The following is a 12,937-nucleotide window of genomic DNA, read 5'->3' on the forward strand; positions in this document are numbered from 1 at the left end:
TGCTACGGGCGCGGTCAGCCGCCGAAGCCGGAGTCGGCGGGCAGGGAGATGTCGGGCTTCTCCAGCTCCTCGACGTTGACGTCCTTGAAGGTCATCACCCGGACGTTCTTCACGAAGCGCGCAGGGCGGTACATGTCCCACACCCAGGCGTCGTGCATCTCGACCTCGAAGTAGACCTCGCCGTCGGAGTTACGCACGTGCAGGTCGACCTGATTGGCCAGGTAGAACCGGCGTTCCGTCTCCACCACGTACGAGAACTGGCGGACAATGTCGCGGTACTCCCGGTAGAGCTGCAGCTCCATCTCGGTCTCGTACTTCTCGAGATCTTCCGCGCTCATCGCACTCCGCCTTCCATGACCACATCTTCCCCCACCGGCGCCGGAGGCCGAGGCTGCTCGCCCAACGCCACGCCGACGGTACCCCCTGCCGCCCACGAGCGCTCCATCGGCTCGTCCGGGCCCGGGCCGACCGGCCGCCGGGACCGCGGCGGCCGGCCGTCGCGGCCCGAGATCGTGGCGACGTTGACGTACGAGAACCGGTGCTCCCGGCACGGTCCGTGCTCCCGCAGCGCGGCGGTGTGCTCCGGCGTGATGTAGCCCTTGTGCTCGGCGAACCCGTACGCCGGGAACACCCCGCCCAACTCGACCATGATCCGGTCGCGGGTCACCTTGGCCAGCACGCTTGCCGCTGCCACGCAGGCCGCGACGCGGTCGCCCTTCCACACCGCCAGCCCGGGCACGCCCAGGCCGTCCACGCCGAAGCCGTCGGTGAGCACGTACTCCGGTCGGGTGGTGAGCGAGGCCAGCGCCCGGCGCATCGCGGCCAGGTTGCACACGTGCAGCCCCCGGGCGTCGACCTCGTCGGCCGGAATGACCACCACGGTGTACGCGAGCGCGCGGGCCACGACCTCCTCGTACACCCGTTCCCGGCTGGCCGGGGTGAGCAGCTTCGAGTCGGCCAGCCCGTCGATCTCCCCGCGGCGTCCCTCCGGAAGCACCACCGCGGCGGCGACCAGCGGACCGGCGCAGGCACCACGGCCGGCCTCGTCGGCGCCGGCGACGTGCCGGAAGCCGCGCCGTTGCAGTGCCCGTTCCAGCGCGTACAGCCCGGCCTCCCGGCGCACGACGGTGCGCGGCGGGGTCAGCACGGCACGTCCCCGCCCCGGCCGCTCCCGGCCGACGACGCGGCAGCGCCCGAGGAGGCGGCAGCGCCCGACGGGTCCGCAGCGGAGAGCAGGCGGTCCAGCAGTGCGGGCAGCTCGGGCGGGTAGTAGCGCTCACCGCTCGCGACCAGCTCGGCCGGCGTCCACCAGCGGTGCCCGGCGATGCTGCCCCGCTCGATGTCGGTGAAGCCCGCGGTGTCCACCTCCCAGGACGGCACCCGGAGCAGGAAGAAGTCCTGCTCCTGGCGGTACCAGACACCGTCGAACGAGAACTCGGTCCGGTCGAACCAGACCGACTCGCCCAGTTCGCTCGGCGACACCCGCAGGCCGGTCTCCTCGGCCAGCTCCCGCGCCGCGCCCTCCGCCGACGGCTCCGCCGGATCGAGACCGCCGCCCGGAGTGAACCAGTACCGGTGCTCGGGGCGGGCCGGGTCGAAGCCGTGGAAGAGCAGCACCCGACCGGCCGCGTCGACGACGAGCACGCGGGCGCCGCGCCGAGGGGTGTAGACCCGGTTGCTGCTGTTCACGACTGCGGGGCTCGCAAGCTCACTCCTCGCGCTCACGTTCACCGCACCAGCCTGCCAGACGGGCGGCCGAACGCCCACGTCAGCCCGGATCCGGCTACGGCTTCGGGATGCCGTCGAAACCGTCCGGCACGGTGAGCCAGGTGGCCCGGCCGACCGGCCAGAAGACGGTGAAGGCCCGGCCGACCACCTCGTCCTCGTCGATGGTCGCCTCGATGATGTCCTGCCCGGACTGCTGCCAGTGCTCCAGCGAGTCGCCGGAGGCCGAGCGGTGGTCGCCCATCACCCAGAGCCGCCCCTCCGGCACGGTGATGTCGAAGTCCTGGTCGGCGGGCTTGTCCTGCACCCCGTCGGCCGAGAAGATGTACGGCTCGTCGAGCGACCTGCCGTTGATCACCAGCCGATCCTGCGCGTCGCAGCAGACCACGTGGTCGCCGCCGACGCCGATCACCCGCTTGATGAAGTCCTCACCGTCCGGGTTGCCGCTCCACTCGGTTGGCGCCCGGAAGACGATCACCTCGCCGCGGTGCGGCGAGCGGAAGTCGTAGACCAGCTTGTTGACCAGCACCCGATCATCGATCTTGAGAGTGTTCTCCATGGACGGGGAGGGGATGAAGAAGGTCTGCAGCACGAAGGCGCGGACCAGCACCGCGACCAGGATCGCCACACCCAGCAGAATCGGCAGCTCCTTCCAGAAGGAGCTGCGGGGCTTGTCGGTCTGCTCGTCAATCACGCCAAGGAGCCTACGTTGCCGGGCCGGACGCCACCGTCCGGAACGCGCGGGAACCGCGCAGCGCCGCGACCAGCGGAAGGAGCAGCAGCACACCGCCCTGGGGGGTGGGTCGGACCGGAGGCGGCGCGGAGGCCGCCGCGGCCGGGTCGGACACGTCGTCGAAGGTCGAGGGCACCGGCAGCGAACTCCACCGGGACGACGGCCAGACCACCATGAAGGCGCGGCCCACCACGTTGTCGATCGGCACCGGGCCCTGGCAGCGGGCGTCCTGGGAGACCAGCCGGTGATCGCCCATCACGAAGATCTGCCCGGGCGGGACGACCACCTCGTCGAAGCGCCGGGACCGGCACTCCCCCGGGCTGGGCGGCAGATCGAGCGGCGAGTCCCGCACCACGTACGGCTCGTCCAGCGGCGTGCCGTTGACGGTCACCCGGCCCTGTGAGTCGCAGCACTTCACCCGGTCGCCGGGGAGGCCGATGACCCGTTTGATGAAGTCCTTCTCGCCGGGGCGGCTCACCCCGACCAGGTCGCCGACGGTGCGGCCGAGCTTGCCGACGAACCCGGGGTCGGGCTGCTCGTCGACCTGCGGCGCCCACCGGTCGGTGCCCCGGAACACCACCACCTCGCCGCGCACCGGGTCGCGGACGTCGTAGACGACCTTGTTGACCAGCACGCGGTCACCGACGAGGAGGGTGTCCTCCATCGAGCCGGACGGGATGAAGAACGCCTGGAGTAGGAAGGTGCGGATCAGCACCGCGAGGCAGAACGCGACGACCAGCAGCAGCGGGAGTTCCTGCCAGAGGGGCATCTGCCGGCGGGATCGGCGGGCCCGCCGGCGCCACGGATCGACGGTGCCGTCCTCGTCAAGCGTCTGCACCACGCCACTCCCCGGTCCGCAGAAACACCACCGCCCGGGAGCCTCGTCGAGGCCCCACGGGCGGTCGTGGAAAGCTGCCCGCCGAATTGGCGGGGCCGCCGCTTGGCTGCGCCCGTACGACCAGGGTAGTGCGGTCTGGTCGGTACGGCATACGCGCAGCTCAGGCGGCGTGGCGAGCGGGAAGTCAGCTGGGCTGCTTCTCCCGCTTCTCCTTGATCTTGGCCTTCTTGCCGCGCAGCTCGCGCAGGTAGTAGAGCTTGGCGCGGCGGACGTCACCGCGGGTCACGACCTCGATCCGGTCGATGCCCGGGCCGTTGATCGGGTAGGTGCGCTCGACGCCGACGCCGAAGCTGACCTTGCGGACCGAGAAGGTCTCGCGCAGACCGTCACCCTGGCGGCGGATGACGACGCCCTGGAAGATCTGAACACGGGACCGGTTGCCCTCGACGACCCGGGCGTGCACCTTGACGGTGTCACCGGCACGGAAGTCGGGAAGGTCGGTCCGCTTCGACTGGGCGTCAAGGGCGTCCAGGATGTTCATCGCTGCGTCCTCGTAAGGCTCACGGCGCACCGTCACTCGGTGCGCGACTGGGTGATTCTGATCCCCGGGTGGACGCCGGCGGGCCGGCCCCGGTCGGGGATCCTCGCAGCCGCCCGCGGCGCGGACGGAAGCGGCAACCCCTCTACTTTGCCACATCCCCCGGTGCCGGCTGAAATCCGACCCGGTCCAACGCGGCGATGTCCCGTTTGTCCAGCCGATCGGCGGGCAGCGCGGCGAGCAGGTCCGGGCGCCGGACGGCGGTGCGAACCAGCCCCTCCTCCCGCCGCCAGCGGGCGATCTTCCCGTGGTCGCCGGAGCGGAGCACGTCGGGTACGTCGTGCCCGCGCCAGCTCGGCGGCTTGGTGTAGAGCGGTGCCTCCAGCAGCCCGTGCGCGTGCGACTCCTCGTCGAGCGAGCCGGCGTTGCCGAGCACTCCGGGCAGCAGCCGGGTGACCGCCTCCAGGATCACCAGCACCGCCACCTCGCCACCGAAGAGCACGTAGTCGCCGAGGGAGACCTCGGTGACCGGCATCCGTGTGGCCGCGTGGTCCAGCACCCGCTGGTCGATGCCCTCGTACCGGCCGCAGGCGAAGAGCAGGTGCGGCTCGGCGGCCAGCTCGTGCGCCATGGCCTGGGTGAACGGAGCGCCGGCCGGTGAGGGTACGAGCAGCCGCGGCGGGGTGGCCCCGGCCGGGGCGAGGGAGTCCAGTGCCTCGCCCCACGGCTCGGGCCGCATCACCATCCCCGGCCCGCCGCCGTACGGGGTGTCGTCAACCGTGCGGTGCACGTCGTGGGTCCAGGTCCGCAGGTCGTGTACGGCCAGCCGCAGCGTGCCGTTGGCCCGGGCCCGCCCGATCAGCGACAGCTCCAGCGGTGCGAAGTACTCCGGGAAGATCGACACGATGTCGACGCGCATTGCGGGGATGCTCCAGCGGGCTTAGAGGTCGAGCAGACCGGCCGGCGGGTCGACGACGATGCGCCCACCGGCCAGGTCGACCTCCGGAACGATCGCCGTGACGAACGGGATCAGTGCCGTCCGCCCCTCGGGGCGGCGCAGCACCAGCAGGTCGGAGGAGGGCGCGTGGTCGACCCGGGCCACCTCGCCCAGCCGCTCGCCGGTCGGGGTGACCACGGCCAGCCCGACGAGCTGGTGGTCGTGGAACTCCTCCGGGTCCTCCGGCGGGGCCACGTCGGCGCTGTCCACCACGAGCAGGGTGTCGCGCAGCGCCTCCGCGGTTTCCCGGTCGAGCACCCCGTCGAACGCGACAAGCATCCGGCTCTGGTGCCAGCGGGACGCCTCGATGGTCAGCTCCCGGGGAACGCGGTACGGCACACCCGGCCCGTTGGCCGGTACGGGAGCCGAAGCCGCCCCCGGCTCGGTGCGCAGCACCGTGCCGGGGGCAAAGCGTGCTTCGGGCTCGTCGGTCCGCACCTCCACGGTGACCTCACCGCGGACGCCGTGCGGCTTGCCGATCCTGCCGACGATGAGCTGCATCAGTACGAGTCGACGATGTCGACGCGTACACCGCGCCCGCCGATGGAGCCGATCACCTGGCGCAGTGCCTTGGCGGTCCGACCGGACCGCCCGATCACGGTGCCCAGGTCCTCGGGGTGCACGCGGACTTCCAGCCGCTTGCCCCGACGGGAATCGACCATCCGCACCCGGACGTCGTCCGGGTGATCGACGATGCCCTTGACCAGGTGCTCCAACGCCGGACGCAGAGGCATGTCAGGCCTGCTCACCGGCGTCGGCAGCAGCGGCCGGAGCCTCGGCCGGAGCCTCGGTCTTCGGCGCCTCGGCCGGAGCCTCGGCGGCCTTGGCGGCCTTCTTGGCCGGCTTGGCCGGGGTCTCCGGGGCGAGCCCGGCGGCGGCCTTCGCCTCGGCCTCGTACGCCGCCTTGCGGTCGGCCCGCTCGGGGGCGACCTTCAGCGGCGGCGGGGCCGGCAGGCCCTTGTACTTCTGCCAGTCACCGGTCAGCTCCAGCAGCCGCTGCACCGCCTCGCTCGGCTGAGCGCCGACGGACAGCCAGTACTGGACCCGCTCCGACTTGACCTCGATGACCGAAGGGTCCTCCTTCGGCTGGTACACCCCGACGAACTCGATCGCCCGGCCGTCGCGCTTGGTACGCGAGTCGGCGATGACGATGCGGTACTGCGGGTTGCGGATCTTGCCCATCCGCAGGAGCCGGATCTTTACGGCCACAGTTGTTTCGCTCCTGTTGCGATCTCACCGGCCCGTACGGGCGGTGTGCATGGGTGAGCGCCGACCGGCACAGTGGGGTTGGGCCGGAGACTACTCGGTGGACTGGCGACACGCCCGGGTTAGAGGGCGCCGGACGCGCGCCGGATACCAGCGACCCATTCTGCCAGATCCGACCCCGATCTCTCACATCGGACCCGGACACGGTGCTCCGGGTCGTCCGCCCGGTGACCGGGAACACCCGTCAGCGCACCGGTGGGCGGTCCCAACCCGGCGGCAGTTCGTCCGGTACGTCCCAGTCCGCCGGCGGCACGAAGTCGCACCAGGTGCCGTCGAAGGGAAACTCCCCCGCCTCGGCGAGCGCGATCACCCGCTCCCCCTCGGCCCGGACCGCCTTCTCGTCGGTCACCCAGTAGTCGGCGCCGAAGGCGAGGCGTTCGACGAACTCCTCCTCGTCCTTCCAGTGCCAACTCCGGTCGGGGCGGACCACGACATCCAGGTCCTGGTCGATCATGTCCACCCCCGCGACCCGGCCGTCGTCCCAGCGGACGCCCGGTTCCTCCAGGTTCACGTACCACTCGGCGAAGCGGCCCCGCGCGTCCCGGAACCACCAGACCGAGTGGGCCGCCCCGGTGGGCAGGAACTTCAGCACCGGCGGCCCGTTCCAGCGGCCGTGCGCCAGCCGGTACGACGAGGTGATCCACTCGGCGAACGGCATCGCGCGCATACCCAGCCCGGCCTCGGTGACCTCGTGCGCCACCGGCGAGTCCCGCGCGACCCAGAGCAGCAGGCCACGGTCGTCGTCAAGGACAACCCGGGCCGGCCGGACCCATCCGATCCGGCCGTGCCGCACGTTGCGGTGCATGATCAGCCGACCCGGTTCGAAGCGCACCTCACCACCCATGGGCTGTTAAGCGGGGCCCCTGCTCTACCGCAGGCGTTAACAGGGGGCCCTTCCTTACGTCTCAGTAGGCGCGGGCGAGGATGGCGACCAGGTCCGGCTCGTCCTCGGAGTCCGGCACCGAGCCGTCGGCGCGCAGCAGGCAGCGCACCGTGACGCCCTGCCCGTTCGCCTCGGCCTCGCCGGCCACGCCGACCGCCGACCACGGCACCCGCGCCCAACCGGTCGCCGCGGCCTCGATCGCCTCGGCGAGGGTGGCCACCTCCACCGTGCGGGACAGCCGGTGGGCCAGCGCCTGGTCGTGCAACGTCTGCTGGTCGGTATCGAGCGCGGCCAGCACGGCGCCGACCACGTCCGCCACCGGCGTCGGGGTCTTCGACCCGTCGGTACGCCGCACCACGACCGCGTTACCGGCGGCCAGGTCACGGGGGCCGACCTCGACGCGTACCGGATAGCCGCGCAGCTCGGCGTCGACGGCCCGGCGGCCGAACGCGGTGTCGGTGCGGTCGTCGAGCGCGACCCGGACACCCGCGTCGCGCAGGCCGTCGCGCAGCTTGGCCGCCGCCTCGCGCACGCCGTCGCCGTCCTTGACGATCATGATGTACGCCTGGATCGGGGCCAGCCTCGGCGGCACCCGCAGGCCGCTGTCGTCGCCGTGGGCCATGATCAGGCCGCCGAGCATCCGGGTCGAGGTGCCCCAGGAGGTCGTCCAGGCGTGCTCCCGGCCGCCCTCCTTGGCCGAGTAGCTGATGTCGAACGCCTTGGCGAAGTTCTGGCCCAGCTCGTGGCTGGTGCCGAGCTGGAGCGCCTTGCCGTCGCCCATCATGCCTTCGCAGGTGTAGGTGGCGGTCGCCCCGGCGAAGCGCTCCCGGGCGGTCTTCAGGCCGACCACCACCGGGATGCCCAGCACGTTGACCATCAGGTCCTCGTACGCCTCGTGCAGGATCCGCCGGGCGTAGGCGCGGGCATCCTCACGGGTGGCGTGCGCGGTGTGCCCCTCCTGCCAGAGGAACTCGCTGGTCCGCAGGAAGATCCGCGGGCGCAGCTCCCAGCGGACCACGTTGGCCCACTGGTTGAGCAGCAGCGGCAGGTCCCGGTACGAGTCGATCCACTTGGCCATGAACTCGCCGATCACCGTCTCGCTGGTGGGGCGCACCACCACCGGCTCGGCGAGCTGCTTGCCGCCACCGTGGGTGACCACCGCCAGCTCCGGCGAGAAGCCCTCGACGTGCTGCGCCTCGCGCTTGAGGTAGCTCTCCGGGATGAACAGCGGGAAGTACGCGTTCTCCGCGCCGGCCGCCTTGATCCGGGCGTCCATCTCGGCCTGCATCCGTTCCCAGATGGCGTAGCCGGCCGGGCGGATGACCATGGTGCCGCGGACCGGGCCGTTGTCGGCCAGCTTCGCCTTGGCGATCAGGTCCTGGTACCAGCGGGGGAAATCCTCCGCACGGGGAGTGAGCACGCGAGCCATGACCGCACATCCTATGCGCCACCTGGGCCGCCACCGCGCCCGGGAGGCGTCGCGCCGTGTCGCGCCCGCCCGCGCCGTCCGGCGTACCTCATTCGCCGGCCCCCGCCTCGACCACTCTGGGCGGGCCGGCGGACCGGCCGTAGACTTCGACCACCATGGGTGAGCCGAGGGACTCGCGGCAGCGGCTGCGCGACATGATCGTGGATGCCGCCCGCGCGCAGACCGTCGCCGCCGGCTGGGACGGGGTACGGATGGGCGGCGTGGCCACCGCCGCCGGGGTGAGCCGGCAGACCGTCTACAACGAGTTCGGCAACAAGGCGGGGCTGGCCGAGGCGCTGGCCCGGCGCGAAGTGGACCGGTTCGTCGGCGACGTACGGACCGCGCTGGCCGCGCACGGGCCCGACGTCCGGGCCGGCGCGTACGCGGCCATCGCGCAGACCCTCGCCGCGGCGGCGGACAACCCGTTGATCAAGGCGATCCTGACCAGCGCCCGGGGTGGCTCGGACGAACTGCTGCCGTACCTGACCACCCGGGCCGAGCTGGTGCTAACCGAGGCGACCGGCGCACTGACCGACTGGGCCGGTACCTTCCTGCCGTCGGCCGATCCGGCCGCGCTGGCCTTCGCCGCCGACACCATCGTCCGCCTGGTGGTGAGCCACATCGTGCTACCCCGGACGCCGGTGGACGAGACCGCCGCCGCCCTCGCCGACCTGGCCGTGCACCTCTTCACCGCCGCCGTCACCCCATGACCGCGCCGGCTGCGGCCGGGGGGCGGACCGGGCGGGCCCGGGGCGGTCGGGTCAGCGGGTGACGCGGCCGCGCAGGATGGTGAGGGACGGGGTCCGGACGACGGAGAGGTCCCGGCGGGGATCCTCGGGGTAGACGGTGAGGTCGGCGAGGCCGCCCTCGACCAGGCCGGGGAAGCCGAGCCACTCGCGGGCGGCCCAGGACGCGGCGGCGAGCACGTCGACGGCGGACATGCCGGCCCGCTGGTGCAGCAGCAGCATCTCCTCGGCGGCCAGCCCGTGGTCGATCCCGCCGCCGGCGTCGGTGCCCACGTAGATCGGCACCCCCGCCTCGTACGCCGACCGGACCACCTCCGGGAAGCGGTCGCGCAGGGCGAGCATGTGCTCGGCGTACCCGGGGAACCTGGCGCGGGCCTGCTCGGCGATGCCGCCGAAGGTCTGGATGTTGATCATCGTGGGGACCAGGGCGGTGCCCTGCCGGGCCATCAGGTCGATCAGGTCGAGGCTCAGGCCGGTGCCGTGCTCCACCGAGTCCACCCCGGCCCGCACCATGATCTCCACGGCCGACTCGGAGAAGGTGTGCACGGCGGCGCGTGCTCCGGCGGCGTGGGCGGCCGCGACGGCGGCGGTCATGGTGTCGACGTCCCACGAGGGCGCGAGATCGCCGACGCCGCGGTCGATCCAGTCGCCGACCAGCTTCACCCAGCCGTTGCCGGCGGCGGCCTGCGCGGTCACGGTCGCCGCCACCTCGGCCGCGCCGACCTCCACCCCGATGTCGCGCAGGTAGCGCTTCGGCGGCGCGACGTGCCGGCCGGCGCGGGCCAGTCGCGGCAGGTCCGGCTCGTCGTCGAGTTCGGGGTACGGGTACGGCGACCCGGCGTCGCGGATGGCGAGCACCCCGGCGTCGCGGTCCACGCGGGCCAGCTCGCGGGCCTGGTCGAGGGAGGTGATCGGGGCGCCGCCGCGGGCGATGCCGATGTGGCAGTGCGCGTCGACCAGGCCGGGCAGGACGTACCCGCCGTCGACCACCGTCTCCGCGCCGGGCACCGGTTCGAAGGTAACCCGGTCGCCGACCAGCCATAGATCCCGGACCTCGTCGTCGGGGAGGAGCACACCGCGCACATGCAGAGCCATGCCCACAGTCCTACCGGATCACCTCCCGCCGTGGCGCGTCGGGCCGGAGCCGGCCGGTGCGGTGGCTTCACCCGTACCGGGTGGGGCGGCCTCACCCTGCGGCGGTGGACGGTGGTCGGACCCGAGGACCCAGGGAGGAAAGATGGCGGTCCAGACCACGGTACGACCCTCGCCGACCGACGAGGTTCCGCTGCACCCGGCGTACGGCTACCTGATGCGCCGCCAGCGGCACCCGATCGGCGTACGCGGCGGGCCGCGGCGTGCCCCGCGCGGGTACCAGCTGAGCGACAGTGACCAGCGGCAGGTCCGGGCGGCGTACGAGCTACGCGTGCGGCAGCTGGCCCGCGCGGTGGTGACGGCCGGCCGGCAGCCGGGTGACGCGACGGAGAACCTGGTCGGACAGTTGGAACAGCGGATCGACGCGCTGGTGCATCGGGCCGGTTTCGCGCCCTCGGTCGACGCGGCGCGGGATCTCGTCGCCCACAACACGTTCACCGTGGACGGGGGCAAGGTCAACCGTTCGTCGTACCTGGTCCAACCGGGGCAGACCATCGAGGTGCGCGCGGACCGGCGGTGCCGAGCGCCGGTGGCCGTCGCCATGGCCGAGCACGCCGACGGCGACGCGCCGCCGTACCTGGAGGTCAGCTTGGAGCGGTTCACCGCGACCCTGACCCGGGAGCCGCAACGGCAGGAGGTGCCCACGTTGCGGGACCTCACCCTCGCCGTCCATTCGAATGAGGAGGTCGCACGATGAGCATGCCGATTCCGAACGACCGGCGGGTGCCCACCTACCTGCGGCAGAGTGGGCGGCCGGAGCTGACGCCGCGGCAACGGCGTCGCGCCGAGCAGAAGGAAGCGCGGCGGGAGAGCCTCCTGGGTCAGCGTCCGCCGAAGCGATCGCGGGATCGGTGACCCGCGGCCGGGTGCCGGCGCCTGGAGCCCGGCCCGCGCGGGCGGTCCGAAGCGACCCGGGTGCCGGCGGCGTGCGCCGGCCACCCGGGGTCAGCGCTTGCCGTCGCCCTTGCCGAGCTTGTTGAAGTCGATCTTCGGCAGCTTAAAGCCCGGCGGCAGGCCCTGGCCGCCGGCGAGGTCGTTCGGGTCCATCCCCGGCGGGAGCTGCGGCATGCCGCCCGGGAAGCCGCCCGGCAGCCCGGCACCCGCCCCGGTACGCGGCCGACCGCCGCCCTTGGTGCCCTTGCGCTTGTTCTTCGGCGACTTGGTCGCCTTGCGCCGGCCACCGCCGGGCAGGCCCATCATGCCGCCCATCTGCTTCATCATCTTCTGCGCGTCGGCGAAGCGGTTGAGCAGCTGGTTGACGTCCATCACGGTGACCCCGGAGCCGTTGGCGATGCGGGCCCGGCGGGAGCCGTTGATGATCTTCGGGTTGGTGCGCTCGCCCGGGGTCATCGACCGGATGATCGCGGTGACCCGGTCGAAGTGGGTGTCGTCCAGCTCGGCGAGCTGGTCCTTCATCTGCCCCATGCCCGGCATCATGGCCAGCACGTTGGCGATCGGGCCCATCCGGCGCACCGCGATGAGCTGGTCGAGGAAGTCCTCGAGGGTGAACTGCTCGCCGCCCATCAGCTTGGCGGTCATCTTCTCTTTCTGATCTTCGTCGAAGGCCTGCTCGGCCTGCTCGATCAGAGTGAGGACGTCGCCCATGCCGAGGATCCGGCTCGCCATCCGGTCGGGGTGGAAGACGTCGAAGTCCTCCAGCTTCTCGCCGGTGGACGCGAACAGGATCGGCTGCCCGGTCACCTCGCGTACCGACAGCGCGGCGCCACCACGGGCGTCGCCGTCGAGCTTGGAGAGCACCACGCCGCTGATGCCCACGCCGTCACGGAACGCCTCGGCGGTGCGGACGGCGTCCTGACCGACCATCGCGTCGATGACGAAGATGACCTCGTCGGGCTGGACCGCGTCACGGATATCGGCGGCCTGCTGCATCATCTCGGCGTCGATGCCAAGCCGGCCGGCGGTGTCGACGATCACGATGTCCCGGGCGGCCCGCTTCGCGTGCTCGATCGAGGCGCGCGCCACCTGCACCGGATCACCGACGCCGTTGCCGGGCTCCGGGGCGTACACCTCGACGCCCGCCCGGCCGCCGAGCACCTGGAGCTGCCCGACGGCGTTGGGGCGCTGGAGGTCGGCGGCGACCAGCATCGGCTGGTGCCCCTGGGCCTTGAGCCAGCGGGCCAGCTTGCCGGCGAGGGTGGTCTTACCGGAACCCTGGAGGCCTGCCAGCATGATCACCGTCGGCGGCTGCTTGGCGAACTGGAGCCGCCGGCCCTCGCCGCCGAGCACGGTGATCAGCTCGTCGTTGACGATCTTGATGATCTGCTGCGCCGGGTTGAGCGCCTGGGAGACCTCGGCGCTGCGCGCCCGCTCCTTGACGTTGGCGATGAAGCCCTTGACCACCGGCAGCGCGACATCCGCCTCCAGCAGCGCGAGACGGATCTCGCGCGCGGTGGCGTCGATGTCGGCGTCGGTGAGCCGACCCTTGCCGCGGAGCTTGGTGAAGATCCCGGAGAGGCGGTCACTCAAGGTGTCAAACACACGAACATCCCGTTTGTCAGTGTTCCGGCGGGCACAACACGGCCGGCACTGCGGAGTCCGGCCACCGCTAGGGTAGCCGGCCGGCCGCACCA

At 72.2% G+C, this 12,937-nt stretch carries 17 protein-coding genes; 3 read left to right on the plus strand and 14 right to left on the minus strand.

Going from position 1 to position 12,937, the window contains the following annotated elements; translation table 11 throughout:
• Nucleotides 1-14 precede the first annotated feature (14 nt).
• From ACFOW4_RS25585 to proS, 12 genes are all read right to left on the minus strand, one after another.
• The gene (locus ACFOW4_RS25585; RefSeq protein ID WP_007075222.1) at nucleotides 15-338 is read right to left on the minus strand and encodes a DUF2469 domain-containing protein; all 324 of its coding nucleotides are present in this window, start codon (nucleotides 336-338) and stop codon (nucleotides 15-17) included.
• Entirely contained in the window at nucleotides 335-1,147 is an 813-nt protein-coding gene (locus tag ACFOW4_RS25590; protein ID WP_377532230.1) for a ribonuclease HII, read from the minus strand. The genes ACFOW4_RS25585 and ACFOW4_RS25590 overlap by 4 nt, the downstream gene beginning before the upstream one ends.
• Nucleotides 1,141-1,689 carry an NUDIX hydrolase gene (locus ACFOW4_RS25595; RefSeq protein WP_377532233.1) on the minus strand — a complete coding sequence of 183 codons (549 nt, stop codon included), beginning with the start codon at nucleotides 1,687-1,689 and terminating at the stop codon, nucleotides 1,141-1,143. Before ACFOW4_RS25595 ends, ACFOW4_RS25590 begins: the two co-directional genes overlap by 7 nt.
• Before the next feature lie 94 nt (nucleotides 1,690-1,783).
• Complete coding sequence (gene lepB / locus ACFOW4_RS25600) at nucleotides 1,784-2,419, minus strand: signal peptidase I (RefSeq protein ID WP_377532236.1); 636 nt, start codon at nucleotides 2,417-2,419, stop codon at nucleotides 1,784-1,786.
• Between the two features lie 10 nt (nucleotides 2,420-2,429).
• Nucleotides 2,430-3,299, minus strand: a complete 870-nt coding sequence (lepB, locus tag ACFOW4_RS25605) for a signal peptidase I (protein WP_377532240.1) — start codon at nucleotides 3,297-3,299, stop codon at nucleotides 2,430-2,432.
• A gap of 181 nt (nucleotides 3,300-3,480) precedes the next feature.
• Nucleotides 3,481-3,837: a 50S ribosomal protein L19 gene (gene rplS, locus ACFOW4_RS25610; RefSeq protein ID WP_030487486.1), complete on the minus strand. Its 357-nt coding sequence runs from the start codon at nucleotides 3,835-3,837 to the stop codon at nucleotides 3,481-3,483.
• Between the two features lie 142 nt (nucleotides 3,838-3,979).
• The gene (trmD, locus tag ACFOW4_RS25615) at nucleotides 3,980-4,753 is read right to left on the minus strand and encodes a tRNA (guanosine(37)-N1)-methyltransferase TrmD (RefSeq protein ID WP_377532243.1); all 774 of its coding nucleotides are present in this window, start codon (nucleotides 4,751-4,753) and stop codon (nucleotides 3,980-3,982) included.
• 21 nt (nucleotides 4,754-4,774) lie between these two features.
• Nucleotides 4,775-5,332, minus strand: a complete 558-nt coding sequence (gene rimM / locus ACFOW4_RS25620) for a ribosome maturation factor RimM (protein WP_377532245.1) — start codon at nucleotides 5,330-5,332, stop codon at nucleotides 4,775-4,777.
• Nucleotides 5,332-5,592 carry an RNA-binding protein gene (locus ACFOW4_RS25625; RefSeq protein WP_172862164.1) on the minus strand — a complete coding sequence of 87 codons (261 nt, stop codon included), beginning with the start codon at nucleotides 5,590-5,592 and terminating at the stop codon, nucleotides 5,332-5,334. Before ACFOW4_RS25625 ends, rimM begins: the two co-directional genes overlap by 1 nt.
• Nucleotides 5,567-6,040, minus strand: coding sequence for a 30S ribosomal protein S16 (rpsP, locus tag ACFOW4_RS25630; protein WP_377532247.1), 474 nt, complete (start codon nucleotides 6,038-6,040; stop codon nucleotides 5,567-5,569). The genes ACFOW4_RS25625 and rpsP overlap by 26 nt, the downstream gene beginning before the upstream one ends.
• Nucleotides 6,041-6,281: 241 nt before the next feature.
• Entirely contained in the window at nucleotides 6,282-6,929 is a 648-nt protein-coding gene (locus ACFOW4_RS25635; protein ID WP_377532249.1) for a DUF402 domain-containing protein, read from the minus strand.
• 73 nt (nucleotides 6,930-7,002) lie between these two features.
• Complete coding sequence (gene proS / locus ACFOW4_RS25640; RefSeq protein ID WP_377532251.1) at nucleotides 7,003-8,409, minus strand: proline--tRNA ligase; 1,407 nt, start codon at nucleotides 8,407-8,409, stop codon at nucleotides 7,003-7,005.
• Nucleotides 8,410-8,564: 155 nt separating this feature from the next.
• Here proS and ACFOW4_RS25645 point away from each other — a divergent pair, with 155 nt between their 5' ends.
• On the plus strand, nucleotides 8,565-9,158 hold the full coding sequence (locus ACFOW4_RS25645) for a TetR family transcriptional regulator (RefSeq protein WP_377532253.1): 594 nt from the start codon (nucleotides 8,565-8,567) through the stop codon (nucleotides 9,156-9,158).
• A 51-nt stretch (nucleotides 9,159-9,209) separates the two neighbouring features.
• Here the strand turns inward: ACFOW4_RS25645 and ACFOW4_RS25650 are convergent, their stop codons facing one another.
• Nucleotides 9,210-10,289 (minus strand): amidohydrolase family protein, encoded by a 1,080-nt coding sequence (locus ACFOW4_RS25650; protein ID WP_377532255.1) that lies wholly within the window; start codon nucleotides 10,287-10,289, stop codon nucleotides 9,210-9,212.
• A gap of 142 nt (nucleotides 10,290-10,431) precedes the next feature.
• Here ACFOW4_RS25650 and rpsD point away from each other — a divergent pair, with 142 nt between their 5' ends.
• A complete protein-coding gene (gene rpsD / locus ACFOW4_RS25655) occupies nucleotides 10,432-11,043 on the plus strand; it encodes a 30S ribosomal protein S4 (protein ID WP_377532257.1) in 612 nt (203 codons plus the stop codon).
• Nucleotides 11,040-11,201: a hypothetical protein gene (locus ACFOW4_RS25660; RefSeq protein WP_377532259.1), complete on the plus strand. Its 162-nt coding sequence runs from the start codon at nucleotides 11,040-11,042 to the stop codon at nucleotides 11,199-11,201. The genes rpsD and ACFOW4_RS25660 overlap by 4 nt, the downstream gene beginning before the upstream one ends.
• Before the next feature lie 90 nt (nucleotides 11,202-11,291).
• On the opposite strand, the gene ffh is transcribed toward ACFOW4_RS25660, so the two are convergent.
• Complete coding sequence (gene ffh / locus ACFOW4_RS25665; RefSeq protein WP_377532261.1) at nucleotides 11,292-12,845, minus strand: signal recognition particle protein; 1,554 nt, start codon at nucleotides 12,843-12,845, stop codon at nucleotides 11,292-11,294.
• Nucleotides 12,846-12,937 lie beyond the last annotated feature (92 nt).

The organism is Micromonospora sp. GCM10011542, assembly GCF_042650685.1.
Classification (GTDB): domain Bacteria; phylum Actinomycetota; class Actinomycetes; order Mycobacteriales; family Micromonosporaceae; genus Micromonospora.